The organism is Nisaea denitrificans DSM 18348, assembly GCF_000426505.1.
GTDB lineage: Bacteria > Pseudomonadota > Alphaproteobacteria > Thalassobaculales > Thalassobaculaceae > Nisaea > Nisaea denitrificans.
Genome location: NZ_AUFM01000011.1, coordinates 507,193 through 523,581 on the forward strand (window position 1 = coordinate 507,193; position 16,389 = coordinate 523,581).

Sequence of the window (16,389 nt, forward strand, 5' to 3'; positions counted from 1 at the left end):
GCGTCTGCCCCCTTGCAATTATCTCGCGCACGCATTAGAAACCGCGCATTCATCACGCACACGGGTGTGCGCGGTGTCGGGGAGACATCCCGGCGCAGCGCTCCGGTGTCCGGGCAGGTGCCTGGGCAAAACCCGTGGAGGCATAACCGGAGAAAGACGGAAAGATGAGCGTTCCTACGTTTACAATGCGCCAGCTGCTTGAAGCTGGTGTCCATTTCGGCCACCACACGCGCCGCTGGAACCCGAAGATGGAAGAGTACATCTTTGGCGTTCGCAACAATGTTCACATTCTCGACCTGCAGCAGACGGTTCCGCTTCTGTATCGCGCTCTGTCCGCGATCCGCGACGTCACCGCATCCGGTGGCCGCGTGCTCATGGTCGGCACCAAGCGCCAGGCTGCTGACGTGATTGCCGAGACCGCGTCCAAGACCGGTCAGTATTACGTCAATCACCGTTGGCTCGGCGGCATGCTGACCAACTGGAAAACCATTTCCAACTCGATCCGCCGCTTGAAAGAGCTGGAAGAGCGCTTCGGTGAAGGCATGCAGGGCCTGACCAAGAAAGAGCAGCTCAACCTGTCCCGCGAGCGCGAGAAGCTTGATCGCTCCCTTGGTGGCATCAAGGAAATGGGTGGCCTTCCGGACATCATGTTCGTGATCGACACCAACAAGGAACAGCTTGCCATTCAGGAAGCCAACACGCTGGGTATTCCGGTCGTGGCCATTCTGGACAGCAACAGCGACCCGAAGGGCATCAGCTATCCGATCCCGGGTAACGACGATGCGATGCGCGCCGTTTCGCTCTATTGCGAGCTGGTTGGCAACACGGTCCTCGCTGGCCTGCAGGAAGAAATGATGGCTTCCGGCGTTGATGTCGGCGAGTCGGAAGAAGCTCCGGTCGAGCCGGTGGTTGCAGCCGTTGCTGAAGCTCCGGCTGCTGAGCCGGCTGTTGAAGCCCCGGCGGAAGTCGCTGCTGAACCGGCCGAAAAGGCTGCTGACGCGGCGCCGACGGAAACCGCAAGCGCCTAAACCGCTCCGGTTTGCTAGATTGATAGTGATGGCGGCGGCACGCGAGGGCGGGGCCGCCGCCGTTACGAGATAGGTTCGAAAAGTTACGATTGTTTGACAGGCCCGCCGGCCTCGACAGGGGTACGGACGGCATGAGCAACGAAAAGAGGAAGACGATGGCTGTCACCGCTGCGATGGTTAAGGAACTGCGCGAAAAGTCCGGCGCGGGCATGATGGATTGCAAGAAGGCGCTGGGCGAAACCGACGGCAATATCGAAGCCGCGATCGACTGGCTGCGGACCAAAGGTCTTGCCGCTGCCGCCAAGAAGTCCGGCCGCGTGGCTGCCGAAGGTCTGGTCGCTGTTGCGACCGAAGGCACCAAGGGTGCTCTGATTGAGGTCAATGCTGAAACTGATTTCGTTGCCCGCAACGCTGATTTCCAGGGTTTCGCATCAACGCTTGCTGGCCTCGTTCTTGCCAATGGCGACGATGTCGACGCACTGAAAGGCATTGCCTATCCGGAAACCGGCCGCACCGTCGAAGAGCAGTTGACCCACAACATCGCCACCATCGGCGAGAACATGAGCATCCGCCGCGCCGCGACGATCTCTGTCTCCAACGGTGTTGTCGTTCCCTACGTCCATAACGCGGTCGTGCCGGGCCTCGGCAAGATCGGAGTGCTGATCGCGTTGGAATCATCTGCTGACGCCGGCAAGCTCTCCGAGCTTGGCAAGCAGCTCGCCATGCATGTCGCCGCGACGTCCCCGCAGAGCCTCTCCGTCGACGATCTCGATCCGGAGCTGGTCGAACGTGAGCGTGCCGTTCTCGTGGATCAGGCGAAAGCCTCTGGTAAGACGGAAGAGATCGCCCAGAAGATGGTCGAGGGCCGGATCCGCAAGTATTATCAGGAAGTCGTTCTGCTTGAGCAGACCTTCGTGATCGACAACGAGAACAAGGTCTCCAAAGTCATTGAGAATGCCGCGAAGGAACTCGGTACCGAGGTGAAGCTGGTCGGCTTCCGTCATTTCGTGCTTGGCGAAGGCATCGAAAAGGAAGAAGAAGACTTTGCGGCCGAAGTGGCAGCCACACTGGGCAGCTAATCGGCAGGATGGGACCTGAAATTATACAGGGGAGAGCAGCGTGACGGCGATCGAACAAGGTCAGGAGCCGCCGGCTCCCAAGTATAAACGGGTTCTGATGAAAATATCGGGTGAAGCCCTGATGGGCGAACGGGCCTACGGCCTTGATCCCGAAATGGTCTCCCAGGTCGCGAACGAGATTAAATCCGTTTGGGACCTGGGCGGCGAAGTCTGCGTCGTCATAGGCGGCGGGAACATCTTCCGCGGCGTCTCCGCTGCCGCCAAGGGGATGGAGCGGGCCACCGCCGATTATATGGGCATGCTGGCGACGGTGATGAACGCGCTTGCCATGCAGAGTGCGCTCGAAGGCATCGGTGTTCAGTGCCGGGTGTTGTCCGCACTGCCAATTTCCGCCGTGGCGGAGCCATATATTCGCCGCCGGGCTGTTCGCCACATGGAAAAACGCCGTGTGGTGATTTTCGCCGCCGGTACCGGCAACCCGTTCTTCACCACCGATACCGCTGCCGCGCTGCGGGCCTCCGAGATGGGCTGCGATGCGATGCTGAAGGCTACCAAGGTCGATGGCGTCTACGATGCCGATCCCGCTATCGCCAAGGATGCGGTGCGCTATGATCATCTGACCTATATGGATGTTCTGTCGAAGGACCTCAGGGTCATGGATGCATCGGCGATCTCGCTCGCTCGCGAGAATGGTATTCCGATCCTTGTCTTCTCGATAGAGAATGTGGGAGCTTTTGCGGATGTCATCCGCGGACGCGGTACCTTCACAATCATAAGCGAGAAGGCTGAATAGAAAATGTCTGAAGGACCCGATCTCGACGATCTGAAGCGCCGCATGGATGGCGCAATTTCCGCTCTGGACAAGGAATTCCAGGGGCTCCGAACCGGCCGGGCATCAGTTAATCTGCTGGAGCCGATCATGGTCGAAGCCTATGGCTCCAAGATGCCGATCAATCAGGTCGGCACTGTCGGTGTGCCGGAGCCGCGCATGCTGACCGTCCAGGTCTGGGACAAAAGCATGACCAAAGCGGTTGAGAAGGCCATTCGCGAGTCCGATCTCGGTCTTAACCCGCAAGTCGACGGCCAGTTGCTGCGTATCCCGCTGCCGGATCTTTCCGAAGAGCGCCGTGCGGAACTTGCCAAGGTTGCCGCGAAATATGCCGAGTCTGCGCGTATCGCCGTGCGCAACGTGCGCCGCGACGGTATGGACAGCCTTAAAAAAGCCGAAAAAGACGGCGATCTTTCCCAGGACGAAAAGCATCTCTACGAAGAAGAGGTGCAGGAGATGACCGACAAGTTCGTCTCCCGTATCGACGATGCGCTCGGGTCCAAGGAAAAGGAGATCATGCAGGTCTGACCGATGGCTGAATCTGACGCACAACATCAACCAAAACACCCGCGTCATATCGCCATCATTATGGATGGCAATGGCCGTTGGGCGAACGCGCGAGGGCTGCCACGTACGGTAGGCCATCAGCGTGGCGCGGAAGCGGTGCGACGCACCGTCGAGGCCTCGATCGATCTCGGGATCGGCTATCTAACGCTGTTCGGGTTCTCATCGGAGAACTGGAAACGGCCGAAGGTGGAAGTTCTCGACCTTATGGGGCTGCTGCGTCGCTATCTGAAGAGTGAGATCGCTGAGCTGCATGAAAAGGGCGTCAGGTTCCGCGTGATTGGTGACAGGGCGCGGCTGGATAGCGATATCGTCAAATTGATCGATCAGGCTGAAGGTCTGACCAAGGCGAACGACCGTCTGGTACTGACGATCGCCCTGAGCTATGGCGGTCGTGACGAGATCGCCGGTACGGCGCGCCGGCTGGCGCAACTGGTCGCCGACGGGACGCTGAAACCTGATCAGATCAACGAGCAGATGTTTGGTGAAACGCTGGAGACGGTTGGTATTCCCGACCCGGATCTGCTGATCCGTACCAGTGGAGAGAAGCGTATCTCCAATTTCATGCTCTGGCAGTGCGCCTATTCTGAGTACGTGTTCCTGCCGACGCTGTGGCCTGATTTCGGCAAGGACCAACTGAGTGAAGCCATAGACGAATTCTGTCAGCGGGACCGGCGCTTCGGCGCGGCCGTCGGCTGACCCGGGGATGCCGGGCCCAGTTAACGACCCGGCGCCTGATGGTGTTGGCTCCGGAACCAAGCAGCCCGCGGCTCTATCCGGACGCTCGCGGGAACTTGTCCTGAGGGTCGTCTCATCGCTCGTCATCCTGCCGCCTATCATCCTGCTGTTCTGGCTTGGAGAGCTTTATTTTCTGGCTCTCGTGGCGCTTCTGGCTGCCGCGATGGCGTGGGAATGGTGCAGTCTGGTCTCGCCGGACAGCTCATCGACGATGCGCCGTCTTTCGGGGGTTTCTGCTGCCGTGCTCGTTGGAGCGGCCGCTAGTAGCCTCCAGCAACCGGAGTCCTTGTTTCTGCTTGGCGCGTTGCCGCTGATCTATGCAGCTGCGGTTCGCTTGGTGACCGGAACCTGGATACTGAAGCTGCTGCCGGGCCTGCTCATCGCGTTCTGCCCCGCATTCGCCATCTACTGGGTCAGGGAAATGCCTGATCTCGGGCTTGAAACCGCCCTTTGGCTGGCGCTCTCGGTGGTTGTCACAGATGTTGCAGCCTACGCTGCCGGTAGAACCATTGGCGGTCCGAAAATCTGGCCGCGTGTCAGCCCGAACAAGACCTGGGCGGGACTTATCGGCGGAATGGCGGGAAGCGCGGGCTTCGGCGCACTGTTGGCGCTGAGCCTTGAGCAGGCGCCTGGTCTTGTGGCTCTCGCAGGGGCGGTGATCGCCATCGTCGCGCAAGCCGGTGACTTCGCCGAATCAGCCCTGAAGCGGTATTTCAATGTTAAGGACTCCGGGCGCCTAATACCGGGGCATGGTGGCATACTTGACCGGGTCGATGGTCAGGTCACCGTTCTGCCGTTGGCGGCGGCCCTGATGCTTCTCTCCGGGAAGAGCATACTGCTCTGGACATGGCCCTAAGGCGACATGCTGAAAACGACTGACAAAATGCAGGATCAGCAACGCAAGTCTGTCTCCATCCTCGGTGCCACAGGCTCCGTCGGAGGCAGTACGGCGGACTTGCTGCTGGCAAATCCGGATTGTTTCTCCGTCGCGGCCCTTACTGGTGGCCGTAACGTCAAGCGTTTGGCGGAACTCGCGCGCATGCTGAAGCCCGGATTTGTCGCGATTGCCGATCCGGATGCATATGCAGACCTGAAGATTGCCTTGTCCGGAACCGGGATCGAGGTTGCTGCCGGGGATGCGGCGGTCTGTGAGGCTGCTGCCCGTCCGTCCGATTGGGTCATGGCTGCCATTGTTGGATGCGCCGGCCTGTTGCCGACACTGACGGCGGTCCGGCGGGGCGCGACGGTCGCTCTGGCAAACAAGGAATGCCTGGTTTCCGCCGGAGATATCATGATGCGCGAGGTTGAGGCCTCGGGCGCCACGTTGCTGCCGGTCGATTCCGAGCATAACGCGATCTTTCAGGTGTTCGAGCAGCACCGGCGCAAGTCTATCGACAAGATTGTGCTGACAGCCTCCGGCGGCCCGTTCCGCAATGCGTCCCTGGCGGAGATGGGCCTGAAGACGCCCGAGGAAGCAGTGGCGCACCCGCAATGGAGCATGGGTGCCAAGATCTCGGTCGATTCCGCGACCATGATGAACAAGGGTCTTGAGGTCATCGAGGCCGCGCATCTGTTTGATCTGGACGTGGACCGGATCGATGTTCTGGTTCACCCCCAGTCGATCATACACAGCATGGTGGCCTACGCGGACGGCTCGGTGCTGGCGCAGCTCGGCATGCCGGACATGCGAACGCCGATTTCCTACGCGCTGGCTTGGCCCGAGCGGATGGAGACGACTGTCCAGAAGCTCGACCTTACCGAGATCGCCAAACTGACTTTCTTTGCGCCGGACATGGAGCGTTTCCCGGCTCTGGCTCTGGCGCGGGACGCTTTGCGAGTCGGCGGGGCGCAACCCGCTATTCTGAATGCGTCCAACGAAATTGCCGTTGAGGCCTTCCTGGAAAAGCGTCTGACTTTCACGGGAATTGCGGAACTTGTCGGCGAGGCATTGCAGGCCGTAAACGTCGGCATTCCGCGGACAATCGATGATGTGATCGCCCTTGATCTGGACGTCCGGGCTCAAGCCCGGGCGCTGATTTCGCGCGGCCGACCAACATCGACAAACGGGCTCATATCCAAGAGCGCCATTGAGATTGACGCTAAGCGTCTCTAAATAGAACCAATCGTAACAACTCGTTCTGAGGATCGCCGTCGCTATGGAATTTCTGACCGGTTTCGCTGGAAGCCTGATCCCATTTTTGCTGATCCTCACGGTTCTGGTTTTCGTCCATGAAATGGGGCACTACTGGGTCGCGCGCCGCAACGGTGTGCGGGTTGAGGTGTTCTCTGTCGGGTTCGGGCCGGAGCTGTTCGGCTGGAACGACAAGCACGATACCCGCTGGAAGGTCTCGGCCATTCCGCTGGGTGGTTATGTGAAGATGTATGGCGACGCGGATCCCGCCAGCGCCACCTCCGAAGGCCTTGAAGAGATGACGCCGGACCAAAAGGCGGTGTCCTTCCACTACAAGAGCGTCGCGCAGCGCATTGCCATCGTTGCAGCCGGCCCGGCCGCGAACTTTATTTTCGCAATTGTCGTTCTGGCGGGTCTGTTCATGGTTGTAGGCCAGCGCTATGCGCCGGCGACGATCGACGAGGTCATGCCGGACAGTGCGGCCGCTGCTGCCGGGCTTGAGGCTGGAGACCGTGTGCTGGAGATCGCCGGGACCGAGGTCACCCGTTTCGGAGATCTGCAGCTTGTCGTGCGAGAGAATCCCGGCACGGCGCTGCCAATGATCGTGCAGCGTGGCGAGACGGAACTCAACCTGACCATCACACCGAAAGAGATCGTCACCGAGGACCGCTTCGGTAATGCGCTCAGGTTCGGTCAGCTTGGGGTGCGCAGCAACAATGTCGCCATGATCAAGCATGGCCCGCTGGACGCGCTCTGGAGTGCGACCGTCGAGACGTACAGCATGACGGCGCAGACGCTGCGCGCCGTCGGCCAGATGATCACAGGCTCCCGTGGGACGGAAGAACTTGGCGGGCCGATCAAGATCGCTCAGATGTCGGGTGAAGTGGCAAAGCAGGGGTGGGACACGACCTTCTGGTTCATGGCAGTGCTTTCCGTCAATCTCGGCCTGATCAATCTTTTCCCGATCCCGGTGCTCGACGGCGGTCATCTCGTATTCTACACGGCAGAAGCGATTCGAGGCCGGCCCCTGAATGAGCGGTTCAGGGAATATGCATCCGTGGCGGGTCTGTCTCTGGTCATAGCGCTCATGGTGTTCGTCACCTGGAATGACATCGTCAGCAATTCATTCGTACAGAAAATCGGTGAGATTTTCGGCTGACTCCGGGCATGCCGGACGCAGCACTCCGTAAGTTTTCGAATTATCAACGGAATCACAGGTTTAATGCGTGTTCCAACCAGTCTATAGTCCGCCACCGGAATGACCTTCACAGGGTTTGATAAGTGTTTGCGGAGTTTGATGTGTCGGCACGACTGACGCTTGCCCGTTTCTTTGCGGCCGTAGCCGTCCTCTCGGTCGGAATCTTTGGGGCTCCGTATCTGCCGGGCGGCATCTCGCCCGCGGCGGCGCAGACCATGCAGGTCGATGAGATCGAGGTTGTCGGAACCCAGCGCGTGGACCCGGAAACGGTACGCTCTTACATGACCGTCAAGGTTGGCGACACCGTCGATGCCGCCACGCTCGACCGGTCCCTGAAAGCGCTTTTCGGAACCGGCCTGTTCGCTGATGTCAGTCTCCGCCCGGCTGGCCGGCGTATCACCGTGACGGTGGTCGAGAATCCGGTGATCAACCGGATTTCCTTCGAGGGTAACAAGCGGATCAAGGACGAAGAGCTGGGGCGCGAGGTTGAGCTGCAGCCGCGCCGCGTTTTCACTCGGACCCGCGTCCAGCAGGATGTTCAGCGTATTCTGGATGTCTATCGTTTGAGTGGTCGCTTTGCCGCCACGGTCGAACCGAAAGTCATTCAGCTAGAGCAAAATCGTGTCGATCTGGTGTTTGAAGTCGATGAGGGGCCGCTGACCCGGATCCGGTCGATCTCCTTTATCGGCAACAAGGCATTCAGCGACTCCAAGCTGCGCGATGTCATTATGACAAAGGAATATGCCTTCTGGCGTATTCTGACGACCACGGACACCTATGATCCTGACCGTCTCAGCTTCGATCGCGAGTTGCTCCGCCGGCATTATCTGAGCGAAGGCTACGCGGACTTCAAGGTCGTCAATGCCGTTGCCGAACTGACGCCGGACAAGAAGGATTTCGTTGTCACCTTCACGATGGAGGAAGGCAACCAATACAGCTTTGGCAAGATGGACTTCGACATCCGCCTGAAAAATGTCGAGGAAGAGGCGCTGCGTCCGCTGGTCCAGCTGGTGCCCGGCGAAACCTACAACGCTGATGAAGTCGATGATGCCGTCGATAGAATCGTCGATTATCTCGGAACCCTCGGTTTCGCCTTTGTAGATATCCGCCCGCAGCCGCATCAGGATGTCGAAGGTAAAACTGTCGGCATTACCTTCTTCATTGGTGAGGGGCCGAAGGTTTTCGTCGAGCGGATCGATATTGAAGGCAATGTGCGGACGCTTGACCGGGTTGTTCGACGGGAATTCCAACTCGCCGAGGGCGATGCCTTCAACACATCGAAGATGCGGCGTTCCAACCGAAGAATTCGCAATCTCGGCTTCTTCAAGTCCGTGGACGTCAAGAACCGTGAAGGCTCGCAGCCGGATCGGACCGTCATTACCGCTACTGTCGAGGAACAGTCGACTGGAGAAATTTCCTTCGGTATTGGCTTCTCGACTGTGGATAGCGTGATCGGCGATATCGGGATACGGGAGCGCAATCTGCTCGGCCGGGGGCAGGACCTTCGCCTTAAATTCTCAGGCTCACTCACCCGCCAGCAATTCGACATTGGTTTCACCGAGCCGTATTTTCTGGATCGGGACGTCGCCGCGGGCTTCGATCTGTTCAGGATTGTTCGGGATGAAACAGACGACAGTTCCTTCAAGGAAGAGAGCAGTGGGTTCCGCTTGCGCGCGGGTTACGATCTTGGCGAAGATATCCGCCACTCCGTGAACTATCTGTTTAAGGCCACCGAGATCCGGGATGTCGAAGACGACGCGTCGCGTTTTGTCAAAGACCAGGAAGGCTCTCAAACAGTCTCCCAGGTCGGCCATACCCTATCCCTCGATACCCGGGATAGCCGGAGCGACCCTACGGATGGTTATTTCGCGAGTCTTTCTAACGATCTCGCCGGTTTGGGCGGCACAGTCGCGCATTTCCGGACCACGCTCAAAGGGTCCTATTACGTTCCTCTGATCGACGATTATGTTCTTGGCCTGATCGGCGAGGGCGGGCATATCGTCGGGTTGGATGACGATGTCGGGATTGCAGAGAGGTTCTTTGTCGGCGGTAACAACTTCCGTGGCTTTGCCCGGAACGGTATTGGCCCGCGCGACAGCACCAGCGATGATGCGCTGGGTGGTAATACGTATTATGTCGGTACCGCCGAAGTCGGCTTCCCTCTTGGGCTGCCCGGTGATCTCGGGATCAAAGGATTTGTTTTCACCGATGTAGGGTCGCTTTTCGGAATCGATGAGAGCGGGTCGGAAATTATCGACAGCACGAGTTTGCGTGCGTCCGTTGGAACGGGGCTGTCCTGGGCCACGGCTTTTGGATTGATCCGCGTCGACGTGGCGCAAGCAATATTGAAGGACGATGCTGATGATACTGAAATCTTTAGGTTCAGTTTCGGAACGCGCTTCTAGAGCCCTCGCGGGGGTTGTTCTCGCGGTTTCACTGACAGCCGCAGTCGCCGTCTCGCCGGCAGGCGCGCTCGACAAGATAGAGCCGGTCGGCGTCGCGGTTGTCGATGTGCAGCTCATCATGCGCCAGTCCGATGCGGCAAAGGACATCCGCGAGCAGGTGGAAACACGCCGGAAAGCCTACGAGAAAGATTTCCAGCAGCGTGAAACAGCTGTGCGGGAGGCGGAAAAAGCCCTGGCGCAGCAACAGGCGATTCTCGCCAATGAAGTTTTCCAGGCGCGTGTCCGGGAGCATCAGCAGAATATCGCGGCCCTGCAGCGTGACGGACAGGGGATGAAGCGCCAGTTGGACCAGGCCTATGCCCGGGCCAATGGCAATGTCCGGCAGGTCATGATCGAGATCGTTGCCGAAGTGGCTGGCGAGGTCGGTGTCGGGCTGGTCATGTTCAAGAACCAGATTTTCCTCGGCGACCGCAAGATCGATATCACCGACGAGATCATGAAGCGGCTTAACGTGAAGCTGCCGAAGGTCGAGGTGACTTTCGCGGAAACGCAGGACTAGAACGATTGATGCCGCCCGATGCCTGACAAGAGATTTTTCAGAAAATCAGGAACATATTCGGCGACCGAGCTGGCCGAGCGTGTTGGCGGGGAGCTGCTTAACTGTCCTGATCCGGACATGGTGATCGCGGATATCGCTTCCGTTGAGGAGGCGACGGCCAGCGATATCTGTTTCGTTGAGAATCGTCGCTATGTCGGTGCCTTGGCGTCTTCTGCAGCGGCAGTCTGCATTCTTCCGCGTAATATTGCGGATCGTGCTCCAGACGGGCTTGCCCTGATCGTGAGCGACAGGCCGCGTCGCGCCTTCGCCAAAATCGCCACCCTGTTCTATCCGGAAGAGCGCCCGATCACCGGCGTTGCACCAACCGCGTCAATCGACGGGGCCGCGACGATCGGAGAAGGCTGTTCCATTGGTCCGGGAGCTGTGATCTCAGCCGGTGCAACGCTCGGCGACGGCGTATCGGTCGGGGCCAACGCAACAGTTGGTGAGAATGTCGAGGTGGGAGCGGGGACCGTTATCGGCGAAAGCGCGTCACTCTCCCATTGTCTGATCGGGGCACGGGCGGTGATCTATCCGGGCGCCCGGATCGGTACCTGTGGTTTCGGATTCGAAGTAGACGAAGCCGGCGTTATCAAGATGCCCCAGCTTGGCCGGGCGATCATCGAGGATGATGTCGAAATCGGTGCAAATAGCTGTGTCGATCGTGGGAGCGGGCCTGATACGGTCATTGGTCGCGGGACCATGATTGATAATCTCGTCCAGATCGGCCACAACGTTCAGGTTGGCAAAGGCTGTATTATTTGCGGTCAGGCCGGTATTGCCGGAAGCACGAAAATCGGGAACTACGTGGTTCTCGCGGGACAGGTCGGCTTGGCCGGTCATATCGAACTCGGCGATGGTGTACAGGTCGCAGCGCAATCCGGAGTCACGAACACGACCGCGCCGGGGGAGAAAATCGGCGGATCGCCAGCCGTGCCGATAAGAGAATTCCGCCGCCAGGTGGCTGCTATCAAGTCCCTGGGGCGACGTAACAAAGATCTGGAGAAATGATGGGCGCCGCAGATATTGAAGTCGGAACGGCTGTCGAAACCGATATCGACGTGAACCGGGTGATGGAGCTTATTCCGCACCGGTATCCGTTTCTGATGGTGGACAAGATCGAGGAAATCGAACTCGGCGTGAAAGCGGTCGGGGTCAAGAATGTCTCGATCAACGAGAATTTTTTCCAGGGTCATTTCCCAACCCGTCCGGTTTTTCCGGGTGTCCTGATCATCGAAGCGATGGCGCAAACCGCCGGTTGCCTTGTCGTGGCCACTCTGGGCAAGGAAGCGGAAGGAAAGCTGGTCTATTTCATGACCATCGACGATGCCCGTTTCCGCAAGCCCGTGGTGCCTGGCGACCAGATCAAGATCCACGTGGAGAAAGCCAGAAATCGGGGACCGGTCTGGAAATTCACAGGTGCGGCAAAAGTCGACGATGTACTGGTCGCCGAGGCGACATTCTCTGCAATGATCGTGGATCAATAGAGGATGACATCGCAAGAGCGCAGCATCCACCCGACCGCGATTGTTGATAAAGCTGCAGAGATCGGCTCCGGAGTCGAGATCGGCCCGTATTGCGTCATCGGCCCGAACGTCGTTCTGGGAGACAGCTGCCGCCTGCATGCTCATGTAGTCCTTGATGGCCGGACCCGCATCGGGGCGGAGACCGAGATCTTTCCGTTTGCTTCCATCGGGCAGGTTCCCCAGGACCTGAAGTATGGCGGAGAGCCGTCCGAGCTGGTGATCGGTGCGCGAAATGTGATCCGCGAGCATGTCACCATGAATATCGGCACCGAAGGCGGCGGAATGATGACCAGGGTGGGAGACGGCTGCCTGTTCATGGCCGCTTCTCACGTGGCCCACGACTGCATCGTCGGTGACAATGTCATCCTGGCAAACAATGCGACGCTGGCAGGGCATGTGACTGTCGGCGAGTTCGCCATCCTCGGCGGGCTCAGCGCCGCGCGGCAATTCGTGCGCATTGGCAAGCACGCCATGATCGGCGGCCTCACTGGCGTCGAGAACGATGTGATCCCGTTCGGGACCGTGATGGGCGACCGTGCGCGGCTGTCCGGACTTAACCTGATTGGCCTGAAGCGTCGGGGCTTTACTCAGGAGCAGATCGCCGAGTTGCGCAAGGCCTACAGGTTGCTGTTCGCGGACGAAGGGACGTTCCAGGAACGTGTGGACTCCGTTGCACGTGAATTCGGCGATCACGAAGCCGTGGCGGATATCATCGATTTCATCCGCGCTACCAGCAGTCGCGGTGCAATCTGCCAGCCTGGCAGGACCTGAGACCGGATATGCCGAAGCTTGGAATTCTCGCTGGCGGCGGGGTGCTGCCTCGCCGTATTGCTGAACGTCGGCTCAGCGACGGTGACGGTGTCTTCGTAATCGCCTTCGAAGGGCAAACGGATCAGGCGACCGTTGAAGGCCTCGATCATGCCTGGGTGCGTCTGGGGGCCACGAGTACCACTCTGCAGCAACTGAAGCAGGCGTCCGTCGAGGAAGTCGTGCTGGCCGGCCCGATGCGCAGGCCGGCATTCTCGGACATGTCTCTCGATATGCGGTCGGCCAAGATGCTGGCCCGCGCCGGGCGCAAGGCATTTGGCGACGATGGTTTGCTCTCCGTCATTATCGAAGAACTCGAAAGCGATGGTTTCCGAGTGGTTGGGATCGATGATGTGCTCGGCGGCTACCTGATGCCGGCAGGTGCGATTACTCAACATGTTCCCGACGAAGCCGCCGAGTTTGATATCGCACGCGGCAAGGCCGTTCTGGAAGCCCTGAGCCCGGCTGACGTCGGGCAGGCGGTCGTTGTCCAGGAAGGTCTGGTGCTGGCCGTGGAAGCTGTCGAAGGGACTGACGCGATGATTGCCCGGACCGCGGAGCTGAAGCGAGACAGTGCCGAAGGGCCGGTTCTGGTCAAAATGCGCAAGCGCGGCCAGGAACGCCGTGCGGATCTGCCGACAATCGGCCCAGATACGGTGCGTGGCGCTGCTGCCGCCGGATTTCGCGGAATTGCGGTTGAGGCCGGGGCGACCATTCTTGTCGACCGCGAGCTGGCAATTGACATCGCGAATCAAGCAGGTTTGTTCCTCGCGGGAATCGAAGGTCTTCGGGAATTGGAACTGTGACGGAGACTGCGGAGCGCACGCCGCTGGTTTATATCGTCGCCGGTGAAGCGTCAGGCGACGTGCTTGCGGCCGGCCTGATGAAATCGCTTAAAAAAATGACGGGCGGCCGGGTGCGTTTCGCCGGTGTTGGCGGAGATCGGATGGCGGCTGAAGGTCTGACCAGCCTTTTCCCCAATTCGGAAATGGCGGTGCTAGGGGTCTTCGAGGTCCTTCCGCATGCCCCGAATCTGCTTCGGCGCATCAGTCAGACCGTCGACGATATCCTGAAGCTGCAGCCGGATGTGCTGCTGACGGTCGATTCCAAGGGTTTCAACCTGCGTGTGCAGAAGCGACTCTTCAAGCGTCGTGCCGCGGGTCAGAACGTTCCCTTTCCGTTGCTGCATATGGTGGCTCCGACTGTCTGGGCCTGGCGGCCGGGTCGGGCGAAGACGATCTCGACGTTCCTCGATGAGCTGCTCGTCCTGTTTCCATTCGAGCCGCCATATTTTGAGGAGCATGGGCTCAAGACCACATTCGTCGGGCATCCGGCATCGGTGCAACCGGATGGCGACGGTGCCCGCCTGCGCGCACGAACCAGAATCCCGCCGAAGGTGCCGGTTCTTGGTGTTCTGCCGGGCAGCCGCGCGGGTGAAGTGCGCCGGTTGCTCCCCAGTTTCGGCGAGACCGTAAGGCGCCTGGCTCCGCGTTATCCTAATCTGCGTGTCGTGATTCCAACCGTTCCCGGCGTCGCGGACATGGTTCGGGAAGGGGTGAAATCCTGGCCCTTGCAGCCGGTCATTCTGGAAGATCCCGAAGATAAATATGACGCGTTCTCTGCCATGAATGCGGCGTTGGCAGCCTCCGGAACGGTCACTCTTGAGTTGGCGCTTGCGGGCGTTCCGACTGTTGTCGGCTACAAGGTCAATCCGCTCTCCGTGCCGATTGGACGGATGCTTGTCAACATGGACGCGGTGGTACTGGCGAACTGGATTTTGAAGCGGCCGGTCCAGCCGTTTTTCATGCAGAATAACTGCACGCCGGAGGCGCTGACCGTCGCCGTCGCTCGGCTGTTCGATGACAGCAAGGCGCGGGGGGACAGCATCGCCGCCGGACAGGCGCTGCGCGAGGTTCTCGGGACAGGTGACATTGCGCCGTCTGACAGGGCGGCCCTGGCTGTGGCGAAAGCGGCTGGCATTGCGGTTCCTGAGTTTCCTCAGCCGGCCTGAGTTACTTCAGTTGAATTGATAAGCGGGGCGTTACGCCTCGCGACCGCTAAAAGAGAACGGCGGCGCTTTCGCGCCGCCGCTTCAGATCCGAAAACCTGGATTTTAATCAGCGTTTGTCGAGCGGGACAAACGGACGCTCGGTCGGGCCAGTATAAAGCTGGCGCGGGCGGCCGATTTTTGCCTGCGGATCCTCGATGCTTTCCTTCCACTGCGCGACCCAGCCCGTGGTCCGGGCAACGGCGAACAGCACGGTGAACATGGAAGTCGGGAAGCCCATCGCTTTCAGCACGATGCCGGAATAGAAGTCGACGTTCGGGAACAGCTTGCGGTCCACGAAATACGGGTCTTCCAGCGCGATTTTCTCGAGCTCCATCGCCAGTTCCAGCAGGGGATCGTCGACGCCGAGGATTTCCAGCACCTCGTGACAGCTCTCCTGCATGACCTTGGCGCGCGGGTCGTAGTTCTTGTAGACCCGGTGACCGAAGCCCATCAGACGGAACGGATCGTCCTTGTCCTTCGCCTTTGCGATGTACTCCTTGATATTGTCCTTGTGGCCAATCTCGTTGAGCATCGTCAGCACGGCTTCGTTCGCGCCGCCATGTGCCGGGCCCCAGAGAGAGGCGATACCGGCTGCGATGCAGGCAAACGGGTTGGCGCCGGAGGAACCGGCCAGACGGACGGTCGAGGTCGACGCGTTCTGCTCATGATCGGCATGCAGGATGAACAGGCGGTCCATTGCCTTGGCCAGGACCGGGTTCATCTCGTATTCCTCGGCCGGGACCGAGAACATCATGTGCAGGAAGTTCTCGGCGTAGCCGAGGTTGTTTTTCGGATAATTGAACGGTTGGCCGATGGAGTATTTGTACGCCATGGCAGCCAGGGTCGGCATCTTCGCGATCAGACGGAAGGACGCCACCATGCGGGCGTGCTCGTCATTGATGTCCGTGGAATCGTGATAGAAGGCGGACAGTGCGCCGACCACACCGCAAAGGATGGCCATCGGGTGCGCATCCCGGCGGAAGCCGCGATAGAAGTTGCTGAGCTGCTCGTGCACCATCGTATGATAGGTCACGTCGTGATCGAACTTGGCCTTCTGTTCCTTGTTCGGCAGATCGCCGTTCAGCAGCAGATGGGCAACCTCGAGAAAGGAGCAGTTGGCAGCCAGATCTTCGATCCGATAGCCGCGATGCAGCAGAATGCCCTTGTCACCATCGATATAGGTCAGGCCGGACTCACAAGAGCCGGTCGAGGTGAAACCGGGATCATAGGTGAAGTGATCCGTCTGGGCGTAGAATTTACGGACATCGACCACGTTCGGGCCGACCGATGCGTGCAGGACTGGAAGGTCGTAGCTCTTGCCGGTCTGATTATCGGTGAGTGTAAAGCTGCCGGTGTTTGATTTAGTCATCCTGAGCTTCCCTTAGTTCTTGTTGGGCGGCTGCCCCGCATTCCCCCTGGGGCACATTTGGGGCAAC

General features: G+C 59.4%; 16 protein-coding genes. 15 read left to right on the forward strand and 1 reads right to left on the reverse strand.

Annotation, left to right across the window (positions count from 1 at the left end; all coding sequences use genetic code 11):
- The first annotated feature begins 164 nt into the window (after positions 1-164).
- The 15 genes from rpsB to lpxB all read left to right on the forward strand — a co-directional run bounded on the left by rpsB (position 165) and on the right by lpxB (position 14,914).
- Positions 165-1,028 (forward strand): 30S ribosomal protein S2, encoded by an 864-nt coding sequence (rpsB, locus tag K328_RS0103190; RefSeq protein WP_028464736.1) that lies wholly within the window; start codon positions 165-167, stop codon positions 1,026-1,028.
- Between the two features lie 131 nt (positions 1,029-1,159).
- Positions 1,160-2,107 (forward strand): translation elongation factor Ts, encoded by a 948-nt coding sequence (gene tsf / locus K328_RS0103195; RefSeq protein WP_425411507.1) that lies wholly within the window; start codon positions 1,160-1,162, stop codon positions 2,105-2,107.
- A 49-nt stretch (positions 2,108-2,156) separates the two neighbouring features.
- Positions 2,157-2,900 carry a UMP kinase gene (gene pyrH, locus K328_RS0103200; protein WP_028464738.1) on the forward strand — a complete coding sequence of 248 codons (744 nt, stop codon included), beginning with the start codon at positions 2,157-2,159 and terminating at the stop codon, positions 2,898-2,900.
- A 3-nt stretch (positions 2,901-2,903) separates the two neighbouring features.
- On the forward strand, positions 2,904-3,464 hold the full coding sequence (gene frr / locus K328_RS0103205; protein ID WP_028464739.1) for a ribosome recycling factor: 561 nt from the start codon (positions 2,904-2,906) through the stop codon (positions 3,462-3,464).
- 3 nt (positions 3,465-3,467) lie between these two features.
- Positions 3,468-4,199, forward strand: coding sequence for an isoprenyl transferase (locus tag K328_RS0103210; RefSeq protein WP_028464740.1), 732 nt, complete (start codon positions 3,468-3,470; stop codon positions 4,197-4,199).
- Positions 4,200-4,206: 7 nt separating this feature from the next.
- Positions 4,207-5,094, forward strand: a complete 888-nt coding sequence (locus tag K328_RS0103215; RefSeq protein ID WP_051284388.1) for a phosphatidate cytidylyltransferase — start codon at positions 4,207-4,209, stop codon at positions 5,092-5,094.
- Between the two features lie 6 nt (positions 5,095-5,100).
- Complete coding sequence (locus K328_RS22345) at positions 5,101-6,351, forward strand: 1-deoxy-D-xylulose-5-phosphate reductoisomerase (RefSeq protein ID WP_245577385.1); 1,251 nt, start codon at positions 5,101-5,103, stop codon at positions 6,349-6,351.
- 43 nt (positions 6,352-6,394) lie between these two features.
- Positions 6,395-7,528, forward strand: a complete 1,134-nt coding sequence (gene rseP / locus K328_RS0103225) for an RIP metalloprotease RseP (protein ID WP_028464742.1) — start codon at positions 6,395-6,397, stop codon at positions 7,526-7,528.
- 140 nt (positions 7,529-7,668) lie between these two features.
- Complete coding sequence (gene bamA, locus K328_RS0103230; RefSeq protein ID WP_245577388.1) at positions 7,669-9,972, forward strand: outer membrane protein assembly factor BamA; 2,304 nt, start codon at positions 7,669-7,671, stop codon at positions 9,970-9,972.
- The gene (locus K328_RS22350) at positions 9,929-10,531 is read left to right on the forward strand and encodes an OmpH/Skp family outer membrane protein (RefSeq protein WP_169721164.1); all 603 of its coding nucleotides are present in this window, start codon (positions 9,929-9,931) and stop codon (positions 10,529-10,531) included. The genes bamA and K328_RS22350 overlap by 44 nt, the downstream gene beginning before the upstream one ends.
- Positions 10,532-10,549: 18 nt before the next feature.
- The gene (lpxD, locus tag K328_RS0103240) at positions 10,550-11,581 is read left to right on the forward strand and encodes a UDP-3-O-(3-hydroxymyristoyl)glucosamine N-acyltransferase (RefSeq protein WP_028464744.1); all 1,032 of its coding nucleotides are present in this window, start codon (positions 10,550-10,552) and stop codon (positions 11,579-11,581) included.
- Positions 11,581-12,057, forward strand: a complete 477-nt coding sequence (gene fabZ / locus K328_RS0103245) for a 3-hydroxyacyl-ACP dehydratase FabZ (RefSeq protein ID WP_036553093.1) — start codon at positions 11,581-11,583, stop codon at positions 12,055-12,057. Before lpxD ends, fabZ begins: the two co-directional genes overlap by 1 nt.
- Before the next feature lie 3 nt (positions 12,058-12,060).
- Positions 12,061-12,867 (forward strand): acyl-ACP--UDP-N-acetylglucosamine O-acyltransferase, encoded by an 807-nt coding sequence (gene lpxA / locus K328_RS0103250; RefSeq protein ID WP_028464746.1) that lies wholly within the window; start codon positions 12,061-12,063, stop codon positions 12,865-12,867.
- A gap of 8 nt (positions 12,868-12,875) precedes the next feature.
- The gene (locus tag K328_RS0103255) at positions 12,876-13,709 is read left to right on the forward strand and encodes an LpxI family protein (RefSeq protein WP_036553095.1); all 834 of its coding nucleotides are present in this window, start codon (positions 12,876-12,878) and stop codon (positions 13,707-13,709) included.
- A complete protein-coding gene (gene lpxB, locus K328_RS22355; RefSeq protein ID WP_036553097.1) occupies positions 13,706-14,914 on the forward strand; it encodes a lipid-A-disaccharide synthase in 1,209 nt (402 codons plus the stop codon). Before K328_RS0103255 ends, lpxB begins: the two co-directional genes overlap by 4 nt.
- Before the next feature lie 106 nt (positions 14,915-15,020).
- On the opposite strand, the gene K328_RS0103265 is transcribed toward lpxB, so the two are convergent.
- Positions 15,021-16,322: a citrate synthase gene (locus K328_RS0103265; RefSeq protein ID WP_028464748.1), complete on the reverse strand. Its 1,302-nt coding sequence runs from the start codon at positions 16,320-16,322 to the stop codon at positions 15,021-15,023.
- Positions 16,323-16,389 lie beyond the last annotated feature (67 nt).